We start from the raw sequence: 21,405 nt of genomic DNA on the forward strand, positions 1-21,405 counted from the left end.
CCCGCACACGATTGAATTGATCTCGAGTGTTCGGGGGAGCGGTATGGGTCGCAGGGTCGTCACGGGTTTGGTGTGCGTTCTCGTCGCCGGAGCGCCGCAACCGGCGCTCGCGGCGGAGCAGTGGGGAGCGGCCGACCTCTCGGTCGGCATCTCCGCCTCGCCGAAGGTCGCCCAACCGGGCCAGCCGCTCACCTACCACATCAAGGTGCACAACGACGGCCCCGGAGACGCGGTGTTGCCGGTCCTGCGGGTCCACACGCCGCGCGACTTCCAGATCATCAACGTCGACGTCGCCGAATGTACGCCCGGCAGAGGGATGAACGAGGTGATCTGCCGGGCGTCGCAGGACGTCCTGGCCGGAGGCTCGGGAAGCATGACGATCACCGGTCTCATCAGGCCGGGAGCCGAAGGGCCGCTCCGCGCGGAGGCCAGGCTGTCGTCCGAGATCGTGGACTCCGACAAGTCGGATAACACCGCCGAGACGCTGACCAAGGTCGACGGGGGCGCCGACCTGGCCGTGCGATTCGGCGAATCCACCAGGTTCACCCGGCCGGGCCACTGGTTCGCGGTGCGCGCCGAGGTGCGCAACCGCGGGCCCCGGGTCGTCCGCGACGCCTACGTCTTCCTGCAGCCACGGGAGGCCAGGCTCGAGTCGGCGACGGGGGGCAGGTGCCGCCGGGGCCCCGCCTTCGTCGGGTGCTCGCTCCCGCCGATCAGGTCGGGGGCCACCGGCCTGCTGCAACTGGTGTTCCGGGTGCCGTCCCGGGCGTCGCACGCGGTGGACACGATGGCCACCGTGTACTCCCGCCGTCTCGGCGATCGCCGCCCGAACAACAACAAGGCGCGGATGCGGGTCGCCCTCCGCCGCGGCTAGTTGACGAGCCCGCGGACCGTCAACTCCGGTAGGCCGCCCAGGCGTCGGCGACGATGCCCTCCAGTGAAGTGTGGTCGGGCTTCCAGCCGAGCTCCCGCTGGATCTTGTCCGAGGAAGCCACCAGGAAGGCGGGGTCGCCGGGCCGCCTCGGCGCCGTCACCACGGGGATCTCATGCCGGGTGACCTCCCTGCACACGTCGATGACGTCCCGCACGGAGAACCCCGTGCCGTTGCCGAGGTTGAAGATCCGGTGGGTGCCGGCCGTACAGGCGCCGAGGGCGAGCAGGTGGGCGCGGGCGAGGTCGGAGACGTGCACGTAGTCGCGGACGCAGGTGCCGTCGGGCGTCGGGTAGTCGTCGCCGAACACGTTCACCGACTCCCGCTCCCCGAGGGCGACCTTGAGGACGTTGGGGATCAGATGCGTCTCGACCGTGTGGCGCTCACGGAACCGGCCATACGCCCCGGCCACGTTGAAGTAGCGCAAACTCACGGCGGCCAGGCCGTACAGGCCGGCGAACGTGGTCAGCGCGGTGTCGACCGCCAGCTTCGACGCGCCATAGGGGTTGGTCGGCCGGGTGGGGTCGGTCTCCACGATCGGCCGGGCGGCGGTTCCGTCGGCGGAGGGATCCCCGTACGTCGCCGCGGTGGAGGAGAACACGATCCGGCCGACGCCCGCCTGGCGCATGGCGTCGAGCAGGGTCAGGGTGCCGCCCAGGTTGTGCGACCAGTACAGCCCGGGCTTTTCGACCGACTCGCCCACGAGGGACTTGGCCGCGAAGTGGAACACCGCGTCGAAGCCCTCGGCCAGCAGGTCGTGGGCCCGGGTGATCGAGCCCTCCACGAACCGGGCTTCGGCCGGCACCGCGTCCCTGTGCCCGGTCGACAGGTCGTCCAGCACCGTGACGTCGTGCCCCTCCTCGGCGAGCTGGGCCGTCACGACGCTGCCGATGTACCCTGCTCCACCAGTAACCAGCAGCTTCACTGTGTACTCCTGTTGGGTTTTGTTGGATTATGTACGGCGCGCCCTAGCTTACGCGGTTCGAGTACGAGTGGGCGGGAACCCCAGGCAGTACCGTGATCTGAGACGTCGGCACGAGATCGCGAACAGCCAGCGGCGCGATCACCAATCCCTTGAACGGACTGATGACGTGGACAACGTCGCGTTGACCCTCACACTGGTCCTGATATTCATTCTGATCTGCGGGTTCTTCGCCGCCGCGGAGATGGCCCTGGTCTCGCTCCGGGAGAGCCAGATCCGGCGGCTGAGCGCGACCGGCCGTCGTGGCGCCCGGGTGCAGAAGCTCACCCGCGATCCGAACAGGTTCCTGTCGTCCATCCAGGTCGGCGTGACCGTCGCCACGGTGTTGTCCGCCGCGCTCGGCGCGGACGCGCTGGCCGGCCGGTTGCAGCCGCTGCTGGTGGGCTGGGGGCTCAAGCAGGGCGTCGCCGCCCCGGTCGCGTTCGTGATCGTGACACTCGGCATCTCCTACGTGACGCTCGTGCTGGGCGAACTCGCGCCCAAGCGGTTCGGGCGGCAGCGCGCCGAGTCGATCTCCCTCCTGGTCGCCCCGCTGCTCGACCGCATCGCGACGTTGTCGAGGCCGGTGATCTGGGTGTTGTCCCAGTCCACGAACGGGATCGTCCGGCTGCTCGGCGGCAACCCGCTGGCCGATCGCGCCGCCATGACCACGGAAGAGCTCAAGGACATGGTGGTGGGCCACAAGGAGCTCACCCAGGACGAGCGTGATGTGATCGCCGAGGTCTTCGCCGCGGGCAAGCGCCAGCTCAGGGAGGTGCTGCTGCCTCGGACGGAGGTCGAGTTCATGGCGGCGGACACCCCGCTCGCCGAGGCCGCGATACTCGCGGCGGGGTTGCCGCACTCCCGTTTCCCGGTCTACCGGGACTCCTACGATGACATCATCGGCTTCGTCCACGTGCGGGACCTGCTGGACCCGGTCCTGACCGGCCGGATCGAGCCGATCAGCGAGCTCGTCCCGATCCGGCCGGTCAAGCTCGTGCCCGCGAGCAAGCGGGTGCTCGTGACGCTGGCCGAGATGCGCGACGAGGGCCACCACCTGGCGATCGTCGTCGACGAGTACGGCGGCACCGACGGCATCGTCACCCTGGAGGACCTGGTCGAGGAGCTCATCGGCGACATCAGGGACGAGTACGACGACGACGGGCAGGCCGTCCGCGTCATCGCGGGGGACATGGAGGTCGAGGGCCTGGTCAACCTCGACGAGTTCGCCGACCAGACGGGAGTCCGGCTCCCGGACGGGCCCTACGAGACGCTCGGGGGATACATGATGGCCGCCCTCGGGCATCTGCCGCAGACCGGCGAGACCGCCGAGGCGCCCGGCGTCAAGCTCACGGTGACCGAGATGGACGGCCGCCGGGTGTCCCGTGTCCGCGTCACCCCGACGGTCCCGTCCCCGCCCGCTGAGGACGACGCGCCGGAGCCCGGGGAGTGACCCTGTCGCGGATACCCACCGAACCCTGCCAGAATGGGATGCCATGGCTCGACCTCGCGTTCTGTCCGGCATTCAGCCCACCGCCGACTCCTTCCACATGGGCAACTATCTCGGTGCGGTGCGGCAGTACGTCGCGCTCCAGGAGACGCATGAGGCGTTCTACTTCATCGCCGACCTCCATGCTCTGACCGTCACCCCCAAGCCGGACGAGTTGCGCCGCCGTACGAGGATCGCCGCGGCCCAGCTGTTCGGGGCGGGACTCGACCCCGAGCGCGCCGCCGTCTTCGCGCAGAGCCACGTCCGTGAGCACTCCGAACTGGCGTGGTACCTCATCTGCCAGACGGGCATGGGCGAGGCGGGCCGGATGACCCAGTTCAAGGACAAGTCCGCCAGGTACGGCGAGAACGCGGCCAGCGTGGGCCTGTTCACCTACCCGATCCTGCAGGCCGCCGACATCCTGATCTACCAGGCCGACCAGGTGCCGGTGGGCGTCGACCAGAAGCAGCACCTCGAGCTAAGCCGCGACCTCGCGCAGCGGTTCAACAGCCGGTACGGCCAGACGTTCAAGGTGCCGAACCCGTACATCCTGAAGGAGGTCGAGAAGATCGGCGACCTCCAGGACCCGACGGCCAAGATGTCGAAGTCCTCGTCGAGCCCCCAGGGCATCCTCGACGTGCTGGAGGAGCCGGCGGCGCTGCGCAAGAAGGTCATGCGGGCCGTGACCGACACCGGCAGCGAGATCGTCGCCGACGAGGAGAACAAGCCGGGCGTCACCAACCTGCTGCGGATCCACTCGGCGATCTCGGGTGTCGCGATCGCCGAACTGGAGGCGCGGTTCGCCGGCCAGGGTTACGGCGCCCTCAAGAAGGAGATCGCCGAGATCGTCGTGGAGGCGTTCGGGCCGATCCGGGAGCGCACGGAGAAGCTGCTGGCCGACGAGCCCGAGCTCGACCGGCTGCTCGCCGCGGGCGCGGCCCGGGCGCGCGCGGTCGCCCGGGAGACCATGGAGCAGGTCCGCGACCGGCTGGGGCTGCTTCCCACGCCCTGAGCGGTGGGTACCGGACGCGCGGGCCCCGTCGTGGGCGACGCGGAAACGATGCCGGCGCGCCCGCGTCGGCCGTGTTTCGTGGGGTAATGACCGGCCGTGGGAACAGGGATGGTGCAACGGGTCACACGGCGCGTCGACGCCGCGCGGGCCTGGGGCCGGGACGTCGTCGAACGGGAGCGGATCCGCTTCCACTGGCTCGACCATGTGATCCGGACCGTCCAGCGGTACCAGGTGCAGTCCGGCGACCGGCTGGCCGGGGCGTTCACGTACTTCGCCTTCCTGTCGTTCTTCCCGCTGATCGCGCTGGCCTTCGCCGTGATCCAGTTCCGTACGCCCGAAGTCGTGGAGACCCTCGTCAAGGCGATCAACGAGCAGCTCCCCGGGCTGGCGTCGAAGCTGCAGATCGACAAACTCAAGGACGTCCAGACGAGCGCCGGGGTCTTCGGACTGGTCGGCCTCTTCTACGCCGGCCTGGGCGCGATGGACGCCCTGCGTTCCGCCCTGCGGGAGATTTGGATGCTCGCGGAGCCGCCGCTCAACTACTTCCTGGGCAAGCTCAGGGACCTGGTCGCACTCGTGCTCATCGGCGTCACCATGCTCGTGTCGGTGGCCGTGGGCGGGTTCGCGACCGGCGCGACCGGAACGGTGACCGGGTTCATCGGGCTGGACGACACCGTCCTCGCCGGGCCGTCCGTCTGGATCACCGGCGTCCTCGTGAGCCTCGCCGCCGATCTGCTGCTCTTCCTGATCATCCTCGGCTGGCTCGCGAAGCCGCCGCAGCCCTTCCGGGTGATCGTCAAGGGCGGACTGCTGGGCGCCGTGATGTTCGGGCTGCTCAAGCAGGTCGCCACGCTGGTCCTCGCCGGCACGCTGCGCAACCCGGTCTACGGCGCGTTCGCCGTGATCGTGGGCCTGCTGCTGTGGATCAACCTGGCGGCCCGGGTGATCCTCTACTCCGCCGCGTGGACGGCGACGGCCACGATGGGCCCGCCTCCCGAGCCCACCCCCGTGCCGTCGACCATCATCGGCGGTCAGAGCTGATCACGGGCTGATCACGGGCTGATCAGGGCTGATCGGCCGCCCGCCTGCGGCGGCGCAGGCCGTACCCGAGGGCGAACGCTCCAGCGAGCCCGACGCCGAGGACCGCGGTGGCCACCAGCGGGGCGTGGTCGGTCCACCCGGCGCCGGAGACGGGCGCCTGCGCCGCGGGCGAGTGCCGTACGGCCAGGGACGAGGGCTTGGGCGAGGGCGGGGGAGTGGGCTTGACCAGCTCGCCCACCGGGGTGACCTTGCCGTCGGCGGCGAAGCCCCAGTCGAGCAGCTTCTCGACCTCCTCCCAGAACCCGCCGGGGTGATGCATGATCACGACGATGATCGTGTGGCCGTTGCGGGTGGCCGCCCCCACGAAGCTGCCGAGCGCCTTCGTGGTGTAGCCGTTCTTGATCCCGATCATGCCCTTGTACTTGCCGAGCAGCTTGTTGTGGTTGGCGATCTCGTAGTAGGCAGGGGGGGTTTTCGTCGGCGTGGGTGTGTCGCGGTCGTCGTCGCCCTGCCTGTTGCGATCCTTCTTCTTGCCGAAGTCCTTCGGCGCGGGGAATTTGGAGGTCCGGGTGCTGACGTATTTGCGGAAGTCGGGCATGGCCAGCCCGGCCCGGGCGATCAGCGCGAGGTCGTAGGCCGAGCTGCGCTGCCCCGGCTTGTCGAGGCCGTTCGGCGTCTTGGCGACCGTGTCGTACGCCTGGAGCTTCCTGGCCTCCTTGTTCATGTCGGCCAGCGTCTTGGCCAGGCTGCCGTTGGCCTCGGCGAGGGCGTCGGCCGCGTCGTTGCCGGAGACGATCAGCATGGCGCGCATCAGGTCGTCGATCTGGTAGATCGGCTCGGGGACGATGCCGACGGCGCTGCCCTCCTCGTCGCAGGCCCACTGGCTCGGCTTGACCCAGCGGTCCTTGTCGAGCTTGGGGATGAGCGTCACGGCGGTGAGGGTCTTCAGCGTGCTGGCCGGCCGGTAGTGCCCGTGCGGGTCCTTCGCGGCGAGGACCTGGCCGGTGTCGGCGTCCGCGATGAGGAAGGCCGAGGCCTCGGTCTTGGGCGGCGGAGCGATCCCCGCGGGTGCGATCAGCCCTCGCCCGCCGAGCAGCCGGCCGCCGATCGAGCTCACAGCGGCCTGAGTGTCGTTCAGCCGCCCGGTGTCGGGACTGGCGCTCGCGGAACTCTCGGCGTCAACGGTCGCCGTGTCGGGGGCGCCGGTCTCGAGGCCGGATCCGTCGGCCAGGCTTCCGCGCACGATCGTCGCGCCGGCGGCGGGTGCGGCCGTCAGCCCGATCAGCGTTGTCGTGATGAGCGCGGCCGCGAGGGCTCGCTGGTTCGTCCCCATAGGGGGATCAGCCTAGCTTCGGGTCTTTTCGCATGTAGGGACATGTCCCCCAAAGATCGCGGACGCACTCGTCGGATGGCTCCACCGATACTGTGAGGATGACGAGACGTGTATCGGTCTTTCTGTTGGCCCTCGCCGCTTTCATGATCTTTGAATGGATCAACCTGGGGTTCAACCTCGCGGACGGGCATCCCACCGCGTTCTATGTCGTCCACGGCGTCCTGATCGCGGTCAACATCATCCTCGCCCTCGTGCTCGGGACCATCGGCGTGCGCGCGTGGAAGAGGGGTAGGCCATAAAGGGAGATTCCGAGTCACGGAGGCATGCGGTGGCGATCGAGTTCAATCCTTCGCGCGGTGCGACGCTGGGTGTGGAGTGGGAGCTTCAGCTCGTCGACAGGCACACGCGCCAGCTCCGGCAGGACGCCAAGGAGGTGCTCGCCGCCGTTCCCGAGTTGAGCGAGGGCCGGCGTCCGAAGGCGATGCACGAGCTGATGCAGTCGCAGATCGAGATCGTCACGGACGTCTGCAACACGGCGGGCGAGGCCGTACAGGACCTGAAGAGGAGCCTCGAACGCCTCCAGGAGGTGGTGGAGCCGCGGGGGACGGGCCTCGCCTGCACGGGGACGCACGCCATCAGCGACTGGCGGGACGCGGTCTACGCGCCGGTGCAGCGCTACGCCGAGCTGGTGGAGGAGATGCAGTGGCTCGCGTGGCGGATCCAGACGTTCGGCGTGCACGTCCACGTGGGCGTCACGGATCGGGAGAAGGTCATCCCGATCGTCAACGCCCTGGCGGCCCACCTGCCGCACTTCCTCGCGCTGACGTCGTCCAGCCCCTATTGGGGAGGGCAGGACACGGGGCTCGCGTCGAGCCGCGCCATCGTCTTCGGCGCCCTGCCGACCGCGGGCCCGCCGCATCTGCTGGCCGACTGGGCCGAGTTCGAGGAGTACATGGGCACGTTGCTCCGCGCGGGGACGATCAGGAGCATCAAGGAGGTGTGGTGGGACATCCGGCCGCATCCCGACTTCGGCACCATCGAGGTGCGGATGTTCGACGGCATCCCCACGCCGCGTGAGGTCGGCATGGTGGTCGCCCTGAGCCAGTGCCTGGTGCACCAGTTCGACCAGCAGATCGATCGGGGGTACAAGCTGCCGCATCCCGCGGCGTGGGTCGTGCGCGACAACAAGTGGCGCGCCACGCGCTACGGCCTCGACGCGGACGTCATCACCGACGACCATGGCAGCACGGCGCCGATGCGCGACGTATTGTATGAACTCCAGCGCGAACTGGAACCGGTGGCAGAAAGACTCGGCTGTGCCGAGGAGCTCGCCGTCATGACGGACGTGCTGGAGCAGGGGAGTTCCTGTGAGCGCCAGCGGGCGATCCTCGCTGACGGCGGAACCCTCGAGGACATCGTGGACGCCACGTTGATCGAGCTCGCCGAAGACCGGTTCGTGACCTCGAACCCCAACCGAGGGTCCGGACATTCGAGCGCCTGACACGTATGTCTGATTTGCAGGCCAAAGGAAACCGACTTCTGACATCACGCAGTTGCCGGTGTAAATACTGGGCAATCCACCGCCTAGGACGGACGATGCGTGGAAAGATTGTGAAGGAAGGGTCGGTGGTGGCGTGATGCCCGCACGACCCTTTCGATCTTTTGACACGACCTCCTCGGCTCGATTGCTTTCGACGATCCCGCGATCCGTGACTGGGCGGCTCGCCGGAGAAGGGAAGACCTGTGACCACCTCATCGAAGCTCGCCCCGCCTGATATGGCTCCGCCCGGGGGAAACGACCTGGCTGGGCAGCTGGCGGGCTTCCTTCGCGAGCACAACGATGAGCTGATCGAGTTCCGGCGCGACGTCCACGCCCACCCGGAGATCGCCTTCAGCGAGCACCGCACCACCGAGAAGATCGCTGAGCGTCTGACGGACGCGGGCCTGACGCCCCGGCTGCTGTCGCGCGGCACGGGTCTGTGGGTCGACCTCGGTGAGGGCAGCGGGCCGACGGTGGCGCTGCGCGCCGACATCGACGCCCTGCCCATGGAGGACGAGAAGGACGTTCCGTACCGGTCGACGAATCCGGAGGCCTGCCACGCGTGCGGGCACGACGTGCACACCGCGGTGGTCCTCGGCGCCGGGTTGTTCCTGGCGACGCAGGCGGACGCCGGCGCCCTTCCCGGCCGCGTGCGGCTGATCTTCCAGCCCGCCGAGGAGGTGGCGGGCGGCGCCCTCGAGGTGATGCGCGACGGCGGCCTCAACGAGGTCGACCGGATCTTCGCCCTCCACTGCGACCCGAGGATCGACGTCGGGCAGATCGGCCTGCGCACCGGCCCCATCACCGGCTCCTGCGACCACATCCAGATCCAGGTGTCCGGCCCCGGCGGTCACACCGCCCGCCCGCACCTCACCGTCGACCTGGTCTACGCGCTGAGCAAGATCATCACTGAGCTCCCCGCGGCCCTGTCCCGCCGAGTCGACCCGCGTTCCAGCCTCAGCCTGGTGTGGGGTCAGATCACCGCCGGCTCGGCCTTCAACACGATCCCCGACGTCGGTACGGCCCAGGGGACCATCAGGTCGCTGGACGAGAACGCCTGGCACTCGGCGCCCGACCTCGTCAAGGCGCTGCTCGACTCGGTCGCCGGGGCGTACGGCGTTGACGCGGAGCTGAACTACAAGCGTGGCACGCCTCCCACGGTCAACGAGGCGACGAGCATCCAGATGCTGCACGACGCCATCGACCAGATCCTCGGCGAGGGGGCGGCCGTCCCCACGCCGCAGAGCCTCGGCGGTGAGGACTTCTCGTGGTACGTCGAGTCGGTGCCGGGCGCTCTGGCCAGGCTCGGCACCAGGTCGCCCGGCGCGATCGACGAGGTCGACATCCACCGGCCGGAGTTCGACGTCGACGAGCGGGCGATCGGCTACGGCCTGAAGGTGATGGCCGCCACCGCGCTGACCGCCCTGTGGGGTGGGGAGAGCCGCTGACGCCGGGCGGTCACGACCGGTCGAGACGCGGGAAGGCGATCTCGTTGAGCAGCAGCCGGAGGGCGGCCGCGACGGGGATGGCGATCAGCGCGCCGACGATGCCGAGCAGGGTTCCGCCGATGAGGACGGCCAGAACCGTGACGACTCCGGGCACGTTGACCGCCCTCCCCATGATCTTGGGGACGATCAGGTAGTCCTCCACGAAGCGGTAGGCGATGTAGAAGCCCAGCGTGGCGAGCGCGACCGGGAGGGAGACGAGGAGCGCCACGAGGCAGACGACCACTCCGCCGATCGTGGACCCCACCACCGGCACGAGGTCGATGAGGGCGACGAACAGCCCCAGGAGCACCGGGTAGGGCACCCCGAAGATCACCAGCCAGAGGAAGGTGGTCACGCCGGCGATCACCGACGTGATCAGGTTGCCCAGCACGTAGGCGCCCACCTTCATCAGCACCTCGTTGGTGATGAGGATGGCCCTGGGCCGGCGGGAGTGCGGGATGCACCGGTAGACGGTGTTGGTGATGCGCGGCAGGTCCGCCAGGAAGTAGATCATCAGCACGCAGACGACGAACGAGGACGCCGCGGTGCTGAGGACGATGCGGCCGGCGCCCAGCAGGCCGCCCGCCAGGGAGAGCCCGGTCCCGGACGACGTCAGCTCCGTGAGGCGCTTTTCCACCTGGAAGCGCTGGTTGAGGCTCCCCAGCAGCGAGTGACTGTCCTGCAGGCTGTGCAGGTAGCCCGGGAGTTGTTTGGCGAACTGGCCGCCCTGGTCGACCAGGGCGGGGATGGCCAGCGCCAGGAAACCGCCGGCCAGTCCCAGCGTCGCCAGCACGATGGCGGTCACCGCCGCCCAGCGGGGCAGGCGCTTTTCCACCAGCCATTCCACCGCCGGGTTGAGGCCGATCGCGAGGAACATCGCGAGCCCGATCAGCACCAGGACGTCGCGGGAGCTGATCACCAGTTGGATCAGGGCGTACGTGACCGCGACCCCGGCGGCGCCGGCCATCCCGACGAAGAACGGCGACCGGCGGTTGAACGGGCGGCCGAGCCTGCCGAAGGGCCGGTCGTCGTCGGAGACGGCGTCCGCGGTGACGATCGCCGCCTCCACGGTCCTGTCCTCCGTGGTTCTGCCCGTGGTGGTCGTGTCCGTGGTGGTCCTGTCCGTGATGGTCGTGTCCTTCACGGGCTGTCCGGGGGCGCTCTCCGTGTGCTTCGGGGGAGTGCTGTCGGCCGGGTTCGCTCCCTTGCCGGTGGCGTTGTCGTCCGCCATGGCGGCACTTCCTCTCGTTGACGCCTCGCCTACCCTCAGACGGGCGTTCCACCGGGGACGGGGTGGTCGATGCGGTCCGGGTGTGGGCCGGATTCCACGGCGACGACCGACGAGAAACGCGAGAATCGCCGATAACGGGCTCATCACGGCCGGCGCCGCCGTACGGCGGATGAAAAGCGCCATCAGGTGAAGAGCGTGACGCCGGTGGCGTCGCCGGCATGAGGTCGTCCACAAATTCGGAATAAAGTTCACAAATTTGGACAAATATTGTATTGGTCGCTAGTTATCTCTTACCCGGCATAAGCCACATTAGTGGGTCAATGTCAATGAAGGAGGTCTCTTGCGGTCGATCGCCGTGCTGATGGCCGGAGCTCTGGTCGCGGCCGCCGCCGCGTGCGGTGGCAAACCGCCCGACTTCTCCGGGTCGGACGCCTCCTCGATGAAGGTGGGGCTGGCGTACGACATCGGCGGTCGCGGGGACCAGTCGTTCAACGACGCCGCCGCGGCCGGGCTCGATGACGCCAAAAGGAGCTTCGGCCTCCGAACGGTGAAAGAGCTGACGGCGACTCCCGGGGAGACCGACGCGCAGAAGGCCGAGCGCCTGCGCGTTCTGGCGGAGGCGGGATACAGCCCGATCATCGCGGTGGGCTACGCCTATTCGGAGCCGATGAAAAAGGTCGCCCCCGATTTCCCCGACATCCGCTTCGCCATCGTGGACGACACGATGGCCAGGGGACCGAACATCTCGAATCTGCTGTTCGCCGAGGAGCAGGGCTCGTTCCTGGTGGGCGCGGCCGCCGCGCTGAAGTCGCGCACGGGCCACATGGGCTTCGTGGGCGGCGTCGAGTCGCCGCTGGTGAAGAAGTTCCAGTACGGCTTCGCCCAGGGGGTCAAGTACATCAGGCCGGGCGACACCGTCGCGGTGAAGTACCTGACCCAGCCGCCCGACCTCACCGGGTTCGACGACCCGGCCAAGGCCCGGATGGCCGCCCAGGGCATGTACGACGCCGGGGCGGACGTCGTCTACCAGGCCGCGGGCGGATCGGGCGCCGGTGTGTTCGAGGCCGCGAAGGAGCACCGCGCGTGGGCCATCGGCGTCGACTCCGACCAGGCGATGACGGCCGACCCCGAGGTGCGCGGAAACATCCTCACGTCGATGGTGAAGAAGGTCGACGTGGCCGTCTACGACTACCTCGCGAACATCATGGACGGCACGGTGAAGGCGGGCCCGACTGTCTACGATCTGAGGCTGGGCGGGGTGGACTACTCGACCACCGGAGGCCACATCCGGGACATCCAGCCACGGCTCGAGGAGCTCAAGCAGGAGATCATCGTCGGCAAGATCAAGGTGCGTGCGGCCTGACCTCCTGGTCACGGGGCGGCGTGAGCTGCATAACGGACCTATTGCGGACTTGTGTGCTGGTTTGGTCTATGCAGGTCAAACAACTATCTTCCGTGCAGGGTTGCCGTGCGTTCTGCGTGCGTGCACCGGAAGTTTGACGGCGCGGACACGGAAGGGGAGTTACACCTTGCTCCGCAATCGAGTTAGCAAGTTGGCCGCCGCCACTGCCGCGGGAGCCATGCTCATGGCCGCCGCCGCGTGTGGAGGTAGTGACAGCACGACATCGGCAGCCACCCCCGGCGCCTCGGCGCCTGCCGCCTCCGCGGTCAAGGTGGGTCTCGCATACGACATCGGCGGTCGCGGGGACGGGTCGTTCAACGACGCCGCCGCGGCCGGCCTGGACAAGGCCGTGACCGAGCTCAAGGTCGAGAAGAAGGAACTGGAGGCGACCCAGGGCGAGACCGACGCCCAGAAGGAGGAGCGCCTCCGCCTCCTCGCCTCCGGCGGGTACAACCCCGTCATCGCGGTGGGCTTCGCCTACTCCGCGCCGCTCGGGAAGGTGGCGAAGGAGTTCCCCGACACGAAGTTCGCCATCGTCGACGACCCGGTCGCGGCCCCGAACATCACCAACCTGCTGTTCGCCGAGGAGCAGGGCTCGTTCCTGGTCGGCGCGGCAGCGGCGATCAAGTCGAAGAAGGGCAACATCGGCTTCGTCGGCGGCGTCGACGTCCCGCTGATCCACAAGTTCGAGGCGGGCTACGAGGCCGGCGCCAAGGCGGTCAAGCCGGACATCAAGATCCAGTCGAAGTACCTGACCCAGCCCCCGGACTTCGGCGGCTTCGGTGACCCGGCCAAGGGCAAGACCGCGGCCCAGGGAATGTACGACGCCGGTGCGGACATCGTCTACCAGGCGGCGGGCGGCTCGGGCGGCGGCGTCTTCGACGCGGCCAAGGCCGCGGGCGCCCTCGCGATCGGCGTCGACTCCGACCAGGCCGCCCTCCCGGCCTACAGCGGGGTCAAGGACGTCATCATGACCTCCATGATCAAGAAGGTCGACGTCGCGGTCTTCGACTTCCTCCAGCACTTCGTGGCCGGTACGGTCAAGGAAGGCCCCGCCGTCTACGACCTCAAGGCCGGCGGTGTCGACTACTCCACGACCGGTGGCCAGCTCGACGACATCAAGTCGCAGATCGACGAGTACAAGCAGAAGATCATCAGCGGCGAGATCACGGTTCCCTCTTCCTGACCTGCGCTGTAGCGGGGCCCGCGGGCATAGCCCCGGGCCCCTTGGTCTACTGTCACAAAACAATGTCCGTCACCAGGCACTCCGCAAGGAGGAGGCCGCCATTTCCACCGCGACCGCCACAGAACCTGCTGTAGAGCTCGCCGGGATCACCAAGAGATTCCCCGGAGTCGTCGCGAACCGAGACATCGATCTGCAGGTCGCGAAGGGCCGGATCCACGCCATCGTCGGGGAGAACGGCGCAGGCAAGTCCACGCTCATGAAGATCCTCTACGGCATGCAGCGTCCGGACGAGGGTGAGATCAAGGTCGACGGGTCGCCCGTCACCTTCCACACGCCCGGTGACGCCATCTCCCACGGGATCGGCATGGTTCACCAGCACTTCATGCTGGCCGACAACCTCACCGTGCTCGAGAACGTCATCCTCGGCAGCGAGCCCCGCCGGGGCGGCGTCGCGGTCGACTTCCGCGCGGCCCGCAAGAAGATCAAGGAGATCTCCGACGCGTACGGCCTCGCGATCGAGCCCGACCTCCCCGTCGAAGAACTCGGAGTCGGCGCCCGGCAACGCGTGGAGATCCTCAAGGTCCTCTACCGCGGCGCCCGCATCCTCATCCTCGACGAGCCGACCGCCGTCCTCGTGCCCCAGGAGGTCGACGAGCTCTTCGACAACCTGCGAGGACTGGTCCGCGAGGGTCTCACGATCCTGTTCATCTCCCACAAGCTCGACGAGGTGCTCCGCGTCGCGGACGCGATCACCGTGATCCGCCGCGGCACGACCGTCGCCACGGTCGACCCCAAGGACGTGACCGCCCGGAGGCTCGCCGAGCTGATGGTCGGCAGTGAGCTTCCCAGCCCGGAGACCCGGGAGTCGACCGTCACCGATGTGGTGGCGCTCGCCGTACGGGACCTGACCGTCCGGACGGCCGCGGGCCGGACGATCGTCGACGGCGCCACGTTCGAGATCCGCAAGGGCGAGGTGCTCGGCATCGCGGGTGTCGAGGGCAACGGCCAGGCGGAGCTCGTCGAAGCGATCATGGGGATGCGCGCCGGCTCGACCGGAACCATCACCCTCGCCGGCGAGGACATCAGCCAGTGGTCCACGCTGAAGAGGCGGGAGGCGGGCATCGGGTACATCCCGGAGGACCGGCACCGCCACGGCCTGCTGCTCGAGTCGCCGCTCTGGGAGAACCGGATCCTCGGTCACCAGACTCGCCGGCCCAACTCCAAGGGCGTCTGGGTCGATCGCGCCGGCGCACGGGCGGACACCCGCAGAATCGTCGACGCCTACGACGTCCGCACCCCGGGCATCGAGGTGGACGCGGCCGCGCTGTCCGGCGGCAACCAGCAGAAACTCATCGTGGGCCGGGAGATGAGCGGCGATCCCGTGCTGCTGATCGCCAGCCATCCGACGCGCGGCGTCGACGTGGGCGCGCAGGCGGCGATCTGGGACCACCTCCGAACGGCACGTGCCGCCGGTCTCGCCGTCCTGCTGATCTCGGCCGACCTCGACGAGCTCATCGGCCTGTCCGACTCACTCAAGGTGATCCTTCGCGGAAGGATCGTCGCGGACATCGACCCGACCTCCGTGACTCCCGAGCGTCTCGGCTCGGCCATGACGGGCGCCGGGGAGGGCGCATGAGCACCTTTCTCGACCGGCTACTCGGACGGGTGAAGCTGGGCGGCTGGCTGGCCTTGGTCGCCCCGCTCCTCGCCATCCTGTTCGCAGTGGTGATCACCTCTATCGTGCTTCTCGCGACGGGCAAGCCCCCGCTGGAGACGTTCAACGCCCTCGCGCAGTACGGCTCCCAGCCGCGGACGATGGCCGTGATCGTCAACACGGGCACCGAGTACTACATCTCGGCCCTGGCCGTCGCCATCGGCTTCCGGATGAACCTGTTCAACATCGGTGTGGACGGTCAGTACCGCCTCGCCGCGGTGGTGGCGGCGGGAGTCGGCGGAGCGGCCCTGCTCCCCGGCGTGCTCAACATCATCTTGATCGTCGTGGTCGCGGTGGTCGTGGGCGCGCTCTGGGCCGCGATCGCGGGCCTGCTGAGAGTGACGCGCGGGGTGAGCGAGGTCATCTCGACGATCATGCTCAACTCCATCGCCACCGGCATCGGCTCATGGCTGGTGACCAACTACTTCGGTGTGCTCAAGGGCAACGAACTCGCCACGAAGGAGATCCCCCAGGACTCCCGCGTGCCGGGTATGGCGCTCATCCCCGGCACCCAGTTGCAGGTCACCGGCTTCGTCGTGGTGGCGATCATTCTCGGCATCGCCTACTACGTCCTGCTGAACCGGACCCGGTTCGGATTCGAGCTTCGGGCCACGGGACAGTCGGAGTCGGCGGCGATCGCCAGCGGGATCAGCGTCAAGAAGATGATCGTCGTCACGATGGTCGTCTCCGGCGTGGTCGCGGGACTGATCGGCATGCCGGAGCTTCTGGGCGCGTCGTACAAGTACAGCACCAACTTCCCCACGGGCCTCGGATTCACCGGCATCGCGATCGCCCTGCTCGGCCGCAACAACGCGGTGGGGATGGCGATCGGCGCGCTGCTGTGGAGCTTCCTGGACAACTCGTCCGACACGCTCCAGTTGCTCGACATCTCCAAGGAGATCGTGGCGATCATGCAGGGAGTGATCGTGCTCTCCGTGATCATCGCGTACGAGCTGGTCCATCGGTACCGCATCGTGGCGGAGCAACGGCGGGTCAGCCGTGAGCTGGCCACCCCCCAGCAGGCGGAAGGTGCCGCGGCATGAGCCAGCGACCCACACAACACTGCCGGCGGCCGGTGAGCGCCGCCGGATCGCTCATCGAGGAGAGCGCATGAGCGTGACGGACCTCGCCGCGGGCCGTCCCGTGGAGGCATCGCCGAACCGGCGGTTCAAGCTGACCTTCCCGATGTTGCTGCTCGGCGTCGTGGCCCTCATCGTGCTGCTGTCCATCGCCCGCGTGGTCACGGGGGCGAACGACATCACCTCGGGCGGCACCGTCAGCGCGGCGCTCGGGCTGGCCGTGCCGATCGGGCTCGCGGCCCTCGGCGGCCTGTGGTCCGAACGGGCCGGCGTGGTCAACATCGGCCTCGAAGGCATGATGATCCTCGGCACCTGGTTCGGAGCCTGGGGCGCGCTCCAGTTTCACAACCCCTGGGCCGGGGTCGTCGCGGGCGCGATCGGCGGCGCGCTGGGCGGCGCGATCCACGCCGTCGCGACCGTCACCTTCGGAGTGGACCACATCATCTCCGGTGTGGCGATCAACATCGTCGGCGTCGGCTTCACCCAGTACCTGTCCAAGCTCGTCTTCGACGGCATGCCGGGCGGCGGTGCCAAGCAGTCGCCGCCGGTCCCCCCGATGAGCACGCTGAGCATCCCGGGGATCGGAGATCCGCTGCGGACGCTCGAGGCGAAGCACTGGTTCGTGCTCTCCGACTTCGCCGGGTTGCTGCGGGGGCTCACGCAGAACGTGTCCGCCTTCACGATCCTGGCGATCCTGCTCGTGCCGCTGACGTACTACGTGTTGTGGCGTACCGCGTTCGGCCTGCGCGTGCGGTCGGTCGGTGAGCGGCCCGTCGCCGCCGAGTCCCTCGGCGTCAACGTCTACCTGTACAAGTGGATCGCGGTGCTCTTCTCCGGCGGCCTCGCCGGACTGGGCGGCGCGTTCCTGTCGATCGTGGCCGCGGGTATCTACCGTGATGGGCAGACCGGCGGCCGCGGATACATCGGCCTCGCGGCCATGATCTTCGGCAACTGGCGGCCCGGCGGCCTCGCCGGAGGCGCGGCGCTGTTCGGATACACCGACGCGCTGCAGCTCCGGCAGGGCGGGACCTCGGTCCACGCGCTGCTGCTCGTCGTCGCGCTGCTGCTCGCCGCCGTGGCGATCTACCAGCTCGTACGGCAGGGGCGCAACAAGGCGGCGCTGATCACGGGGATCGGCGCGGTCGTGGTCTACGTGGTGTTCGCGGTGACGGACACGGTGCCCGAGCAGTTCACCTCGTTCACCCCCTATCTGACCACGCTGCTGGTGTTGTCGCTGGCCTCCCAACGGCTGCGTCCGCCGGCCGCCGACGGCATTCCGTACCGGAGGGGGCAGACGACATGACCATCGACTGGGAGACACTCCACGCCGAGGCCAGAGAGGCCATGGCGAAGGCGTACGCGCCGTACTCCAAGTTCCCTGTGGGAGCGGCCGCGCTCGTCGACGACGGACGTGTCGTCACCGGGTGCAACGTCGAGAACGCGTCGTACGGCCTCGGGCTGTGCGCGGAATGCGGGCTCGTCTCGGCGTTGCACGCGACCGGCGGCGGGCGGCTCGTGGCGTTCACCTGTGTGGACGGCCACGGCGAGCTTTTGATGCCGTGCGGCCGCTGCCGTCAGCTGCTCTTCGAGCACGGCGGACCGGAGTTGCTGGTGGAGACGCCGGAGGGGCCGTGGCGGCTCGCGGACCTGGTGCCGTTCGCCTTCGGCCCCGACGACCTTTCGCGATAGGGGTAAGCATGGGTTTCGACGCGATCGACGTCATCATCACCAAGCGGGAGCGTGGCGCGCTGTCCACCGCCCAGATCGACTGGGTGATCGACGCGTACACGCGTGGCGCGGTGGCCGATGAGCAGATGTCGTCGTTGCTGATGGCGATCCTGCTCAACGGGATGGACCGCCGGGAGATCGCGGACTGGACCCAGGCCATGATCCGGTCGGGGGAGCGGATGGACTGGTCCGTCCTCGACCGGCCGACCGCGGACAAGCACTCCACCGGCGGGGTCGGCGACAAGATCACCCTGCCGCTGGCCCCGCTCGTGGCGGCGTGCGGCGCCTACATCCCGCAGCTCTCCGGCCGCGGGCTCGGCCACACCGGGGGCACGCTGGACAAGCTGGAGTCCATCCCCGGCTGGCGCGCGTCCCTGTCCAACGACGAGATGCTGGGGGTCATCCGCGCGGCCGGAGCGGTCGTCTGCGCGGCCGGCAGCGGGCTGGCGCCCGCGGACAAGAAGTTGTACGCGCTACGGGACGTCACCGGCACCGTCGAGTCGATCCCGCTGATCGCTTCGTCGATCATGTCGAAGAAGATCGCCGAAGGCACCGGGTCCCTGGTGCTCGACGTGAAGGCGGGATCCGGCGCGTTCATGAAGAACGTGGACGACGCCAGGGAACTGGCGCGGACGATGGTGGAGCTCGGCACGGACGCGGGCGTGCGGACCGTCGCCCTGCTGACCGCCATGGACCGGCCCCTGGGGTTCGCCGTGGGCAACGCCCTGGAGGTCGAGGAGTCGGTCGAGGTCCTCGCGGGAGGCGGCCCCTCCGACGTGGTGGAGCTGACCGTACGGCTGGCACGGGAGATGCTGGAGGCCGCCGGCGTGCGGGGTGCGAAGGACCCCGAGGAGGCGCTGAAGGACGGCTCGGCGATGGACGCCTGGCGGCGCATGATCAGCGCGCAGGGGGGCGATCCCGACGCGGTCCTTCCCAGGGCGGCCGAGTTCGTCGAGATCGCCGCGCCCGAGTCGGGCGTGCTGGCGAAGCTGGACGCGCTGGCCGTCGGTGTCGCCGCCTGGCGGCTGGGCGCCGGACGGGCCCGCAAGGAGGACCCGGTGTCGGCGGGAGCGGGCATCACGTTGCACGCCAAGCCGGGGGACGTCGTCACCAAGGGCACGCCGCTCATGACATTGCACGCGGACGAGACCGCGCGGTTCGAGCGGGCGCTGGAGGCGCTGGAGGGCGCCTACGCGATCGGCGAGGACGGCGGCGACGACCTTCTTCCGCTGGTCATCGACCGGATCACCGCGTAGCCGTCGCCGTCAGGCGGACAGGACGGGCGCGGAGTCGCTGCGCTCGTTCTCCGGGCATCGCATGTTCGCGAGGTACGGGGAGAGTTCTGAGTCGAGGACGGCCCGGTGCGTCGGGGCGGCCTCGGCCTGCCGCCGGAGGCCGTCCTCGGTGATCTGCACGAACACGCCCCGCCGATCGTCGGCGCACATCGCCCGGGCGACAAGGCCCTCGCGTTCCAGGCGGGCGATCAGCCGCGACATCGCGCTCTGGCTGAGATGAACCTGGTCCGCCAGCTCCTGCACCCGGAACTTGAACTTGGCCGTGTCGTCGCCGCAGCTCCTGGCCTCGGCCATCCGGTCGAGCACCTCGAACTCGCTCACCCCGAGCCCGTGCTTGTCGCCGAGCTCGCGATCCAGCGCGCACGAGACCTGCGCGTGCCGGGCGAGCAGTTCACGCCATGCCATGACCACGAAGTCGGTGTCGTCCATGCGTCCTCAAGACCGCCTTTCTGCGCGGGAACATACCATGATTGTGCAATATATGCAAACGCATTAAATGTTTGTGCATTGAATGCATGTGCATGTACCTTCTCTCGCATGACCCCTCCTGTTAAGGATGAGCGCTGGGGGGCGCGCCTGTGGGGTGCCCTCTCGGTTCTCTGTGTCGTCCTATTCCTCGATGCTCTTGATGTCTCCATGGTTGGCGTGGCCCTGCCCTCCATCCAGTCCGACCTCGGCATGACCACCTCGTCGCTGCAATGGGTGGTGAGCGGCTACGTGCTGGGCTACGGCGGCCTGTTGCTCCTCGGGGGCCGGACCGCCGACCTGCTCGGCCGCCGCAGGGTGTTCCTCGCCGCCCTGGCCGTCTTCGCCGTCGCGTCGCTGCTCGGCGGGCTGATGAACGACGGAACCCTGCTGATCGCCGCACGCTTCGTGAAGGGCATCAGCGCGGCCTTCACGGCTCCGGCCGCCCTGTCCATCATCACCACGACCTTCGCCGAGGGGCCCGCGCGCAACCGGGCGCTGAGCATCTTCTCCGCCTGCGGCGCCAGCGGCTTCTCGCTGGGTCTCGTGTTGTCGGGCCTGCTGACGGAGATCGGCTGGCGCTGGACCTTCCTCATGCCCGTGCCCATCGCCATCATCGCCCTCATCGCGGGGCTGCGCCTGCTCAGCCGTGGCGAGGAGCGCGGCGAAGGCGGTCACGACCTCCTGGGCGCCGCCACCATCACGGCGGCCATGCTGCTCCTGGTCTTCACCGTCGTGGAGGCGCCGCAGGTCAGCGTGCTCCGTACGGTGCTGTCCGTCGTCGGAGTGGTCGTCCTGGTGGCCCTGTTCGTGGTGGTGGAGCGCCGGGTCAGGCATCCTCTGGTCCGCCTCGGCATCCTGCGTTCGGCGCCGCTCGTCCGGGCGAACATCGGGCTTGTGATCTTGTTCGGCTCGTACGTCGGCTTCCAGTTCGTCGCCATGCAGTACTTCCAGAACCTGCTCGGGTGGAGCGCCCTGCACACCGCTCTGGCCTTCCTGCCCGCGGGCCTGCTGGTGGCGATCACCTCGACGAAGATGGGCAAACTGGCCGACCGGTTCGGCACGGCGCCGCTGATCGCCCTGGGGACGCTCTCCCTGATCGCCGGTTACGTCCAGTTCCTCAGGGTCGACGAGCACCCCAGCCTGGCCACGATGGTGCTGCCCGGCATGGTCCTGCTCGGCATCGCGTTCGCGCTGACCTTCCCGTCGCTCAACATCCAGGCCACGAACGGGGTCCGCGACGAGGAGCAGGGTCTCGCCTCGGGTCTGCTCAACACCTCGGGGCAGGTCGGCGGCGCCGTCGTCCTGGCGGTCGTGACCGCCGTCCTGACGTCGGGCTCGCAGGCCGATCCGATCGCGGGTTTCCGGGCGGCGATCACGGTGTCGGTCGTGTTCGCCCTCATCGGCCTCGTCGTCGCCCTGACGGGGGTGCGGTTCCGGTCCCGTACGAAGACCACCGCGGACGAGAAGGTCTTCGAGATGGTCTGATCTGTCTGATCGCGTGAAGCTGG

At 68.8% G+C, this 21,405-nt stretch carries 19 protein-coding genes; 15 read left to right on the top strand and 4 right to left on the bottom strand.

All coding sequences use genetic code 11. The features are described from left to right. The first annotated feature begins 43 nt into the window (after positions 1–43). On the top strand, positions 44–874 hold the full coding sequence (locus Psi02_RS18045) for a DUF11 domain-containing protein (RefSeq protein ID WP_203975507.1): 831 nt from the start codon (positions 44–46) through the stop codon (positions 872–874). 19 nt (positions 875–893) lie between these two features. On the opposite strand, the gene galE is transcribed toward Psi02_RS18045, so the two are convergent. Further along, positions 894–1,856 (bottom strand): UDP-glucose 4-epimerase GalE, encoded by a 963-nt coding sequence (galE, locus tag Psi02_RS18050; RefSeq protein WP_203975509.1) that lies wholly within the window; start codon positions 1,854–1,856, stop codon positions 894–896. 166 nt (positions 1,857–2,022) lie between these two features. On the opposite strand from galE, the gene Psi02_RS18055 reads away from it, so the two are divergent. The 3 genes from Psi02_RS18055 to Psi02_RS18065 all read left to right on the top strand — a co-directional run bounded on the left by Psi02_RS18055 (position 2,023) and on the right by Psi02_RS18065 (position 5,434). Then, positions 2,023–3,345, top strand: a complete 1,323-nt coding sequence (locus Psi02_RS18055) for a hemolysin family protein (RefSeq protein ID WP_203975511.1) — start codon at positions 2,023–2,025, stop codon at positions 3,343–3,345. A gap of 43 nt (positions 3,346–3,388) precedes the next feature. Continuing rightward, positions 3,389–4,393 (top strand): tryptophan--tRNA ligase, encoded by a 1,005-nt coding sequence (gene trpS, locus Psi02_RS18060; protein WP_203975514.1) that lies wholly within the window; start codon positions 3,389–3,391, stop codon positions 4,391–4,393. A gap of 108 nt (positions 4,394–4,501) precedes the next feature. Beyond that, a complete protein-coding gene (locus Psi02_RS18065) occupies positions 4,502–5,434 on the top strand; it encodes a YihY/virulence factor BrkB family protein (RefSeq protein ID WP_203975516.1) in 933 nt (310 codons plus the stop codon). A 22-nt stretch (positions 5,435–5,456) separates the two neighbouring features. Here Psi02_RS18065 and Psi02_RS18070 read toward each other — a convergent pair whose 3' ends face one another. Then, a complete protein-coding gene (locus Psi02_RS18070; protein ID WP_203975517.1) occupies positions 5,457–6,767 on the bottom strand; it encodes a D-alanyl-D-alanine carboxypeptidase family protein in 1,311 nt (436 codons plus the stop codon). Positions 6,768–6,865: 98 nt separating this feature from the next. On the opposite strand from Psi02_RS18070, the gene Psi02_RS18075 reads away from it, so the two are divergent. The 3 genes from Psi02_RS18075 (at position 6,866) to Psi02_RS18085 (ending at position 9,755) form a co-directional block, all read left to right on the top strand. Beyond that, positions 6,866–7,066 carry an SCO4848 family membrane protein gene (locus Psi02_RS18075; protein WP_239094970.1) on the top strand — a complete coding sequence of 67 codons (201 nt, stop codon included), beginning with the start codon at positions 6,866–6,868 and terminating at the stop codon, positions 7,064–7,066. Between the two features lie 29 nt (positions 7,067–7,095). Further along, complete coding sequence (locus tag Psi02_RS18080; RefSeq protein ID WP_203975519.1) at positions 7,096–8,268, top strand: glutamate--cysteine ligase; 1,173 nt, start codon at positions 7,096–7,098, stop codon at positions 8,266–8,268. A 275-nt stretch (positions 8,269–8,543) separates the two neighbouring features. Further along, positions 8,544–9,755 carry an amidohydrolase gene (locus Psi02_RS18085; protein ID WP_203953597.1) on the top strand — a complete coding sequence of 404 codons (1,212 nt, stop codon included), beginning with the start codon at positions 8,544–8,546 and terminating at the stop codon, positions 9,753–9,755. 10 nt (positions 9,756–9,765) lie between these two features. On the opposite strand, the gene Psi02_RS18090 is transcribed toward Psi02_RS18085, so the two are convergent. Further along, entirely contained in the window at positions 9,766–11,025 is a 1,260-nt protein-coding gene (locus Psi02_RS18090; RefSeq protein ID WP_203975522.1) for an AI-2E family transporter, read from the bottom strand. A gap of 340 nt (positions 11,026–11,365) precedes the next feature. Here Psi02_RS18090 and Psi02_RS18095 point away from each other — a divergent pair, with 340 nt between their 5' ends. The 7 genes from Psi02_RS18095 to Psi02_RS18125 all read left to right on the top strand — a co-directional run bounded on the left by Psi02_RS18095 (position 11,366) and on the right by Psi02_RS18125 (position 19,390). Beyond that, on the top strand, positions 11,366–12,388 hold the full coding sequence (locus Psi02_RS18095; protein WP_239094971.1) for a BMP family lipoprotein: 1,023 nt from the start codon (positions 11,366–11,368) through the stop codon (positions 12,386–12,388). A gap of 190 nt (positions 12,389–12,578) precedes the next feature. Continuing rightward, entirely contained in the window at positions 12,579–13,613 is a 1,035-nt protein-coding gene (locus tag Psi02_RS18100; protein WP_308442246.1) for a BMP family lipoprotein, read from the top strand. Positions 13,614–13,713: 100 nt separating this feature from the next. After that, positions 13,714–15,249, top strand: coding sequence for an ABC transporter ATP-binding protein (locus Psi02_RS18105; protein WP_203975591.1), 1,536 nt, complete (start codon positions 13,714–13,716; stop codon positions 15,247–15,249). Then, on the top strand, positions 15,246–16,370 hold the full coding sequence (locus tag Psi02_RS18110) for an ABC transporter permease (protein WP_203975526.1): 1,125 nt from the start codon (positions 15,246–15,248) through the stop codon (positions 16,368–16,370). The genes Psi02_RS18105 and Psi02_RS18110 overlap by 4 nt, the downstream gene beginning before the upstream one ends. A gap of 67 nt (positions 16,371–16,437) precedes the next feature. Further along, positions 16,438–17,709 (top strand): ABC transporter permease, encoded by a 1,272-nt coding sequence (locus tag Psi02_RS18115; RefSeq protein ID WP_203975528.1) that lies wholly within the window; start codon positions 16,438–16,440, stop codon positions 17,707–17,709. After that, positions 17,706–18,095, top strand: coding sequence for a cytidine deaminase (locus Psi02_RS18120; protein WP_203885674.1), 390 nt, complete (start codon positions 17,706–17,708; stop codon positions 18,093–18,095). Before Psi02_RS18115 ends, Psi02_RS18120 begins: the two co-directional genes overlap by 4 nt. A gap of 8 nt (positions 18,096–18,103) precedes the next feature. Beyond that, positions 18,104–19,390 (top strand): thymidine phosphorylase, encoded by a 1,287-nt coding sequence (locus tag Psi02_RS18125; protein ID WP_203975530.1) that lies wholly within the window; start codon positions 18,104–18,106, stop codon positions 19,388–19,390. A 9-nt stretch (positions 19,391–19,399) separates the two neighbouring features. On the opposite strand, the gene Psi02_RS18130 is transcribed toward Psi02_RS18125, so the two are convergent. Then, on the bottom strand, positions 19,400–19,858 hold the full coding sequence (locus Psi02_RS18130; RefSeq protein ID WP_203975532.1) for a MarR family winged helix-turn-helix transcriptional regulator: 459 nt from the start codon (positions 19,856–19,858) through the stop codon (positions 19,400–19,402). A gap of 207 nt (positions 19,859–20,065) precedes the next feature. Here Psi02_RS18130 and Psi02_RS18135 point away from each other — a divergent pair, with 207 nt between their 5' ends. Continuing rightward, positions 20,066–21,382 (top strand): MFS transporter, encoded by a 1,317-nt coding sequence (locus Psi02_RS18135; protein WP_308442247.1) that lies wholly within the window; start codon positions 20,066–20,068, stop codon positions 21,380–21,382. Positions 21,383–21,405 lie beyond the last annotated feature (23 nt).

This window comes from Planotetraspora silvatica, assembly GCF_016863315.1.
Lineage (GTDB): Bacteria > Actinomycetota > Actinomycetes > Streptosporangiales > Streptosporangiaceae > Planotetraspora > Planotetraspora silvatica.

Coding starts and splice junctions, on each gene's coding strand:
- Psi02_RS18045 (WP_203975507.1), top strand. CDS start 44: ATGGGTCGCAGGGTCGTCACGGGTTTGGTGTGCGTTCTCGTCGCCGGA.
- trpS (WP_203975514.1), top strand. CDS start 3,389: ATGGCTCGACCTCGCGTTCTGTCCGGCATTCAGCCCACCGCCGACTCC.
- Psi02_RS18065 (WP_203975516.1), top strand. CDS start 4,502: ATGGTGCAACGGGTCACACGGCGCGTCGACGCCGCGCGGGCCTGGGGC.
- Psi02_RS18070 (WP_203975517.1), bottom strand. CDS start 6,767: ATGGGGACGAACCAGCGAGCCCTCGCGGCCGCGCTCATCACGACAACG.
- Psi02_RS18075 (WP_239094970.1), top strand. CDS start 6,866: ATGACGAGACGTGTATCGGTCTTTCTGTTGGCCCTCGCCGCTTTCATG.
- Psi02_RS18085 (WP_203953597.1), top strand. CDS start 8,544: ATGGCTCCGCCCGGGGGAAACGACCTGGCTGGGCAGCTGGCGGGCTTC.
- Psi02_RS18090 (WP_203975522.1), bottom strand. CDS start 11,025: ATGGCGGACGACAACGCCACCGGCAAGGGAGCGAACCCGGCCGACAGC.
- Psi02_RS18110 (WP_203975526.1), top strand. CDS start 15,246: ATGAGCACCTTTCTCGACCGGCTACTCGGACGGGTGAAGCTGGGCGGC.
- Psi02_RS18115 (WP_203975528.1), top strand. CDS start 16,438: ATGAGCGTGACGGACCTCGCCGCGGGCCGTCCCGTGGAGGCATCGCCG.
- Psi02_RS18120 (WP_203885674.1), top strand. CDS start 17,706: ATGACCATCGACTGGGAGACACTCCACGCCGAGGCCAGAGAGGCCATG.
- Psi02_RS18125 (WP_203975530.1), top strand. CDS start 18,104: ATGGGTTTCGACGCGATCGACGTCATCATCACCAAGCGGGAGCGTGGC.
- Psi02_RS18130 (WP_203975532.1), bottom strand. CDS start 19,858: ATGGACGACACCGACTTCGTGGTCATGGCATGGCGTGAACTGCTCGCC.
- Psi02_RS18135 (WP_308442247.1), top strand. CDS start 20,066: ATGGTTGGCGTGGCCCTGCCCTCCATCCAGTCCGACCTCGGCATGACC.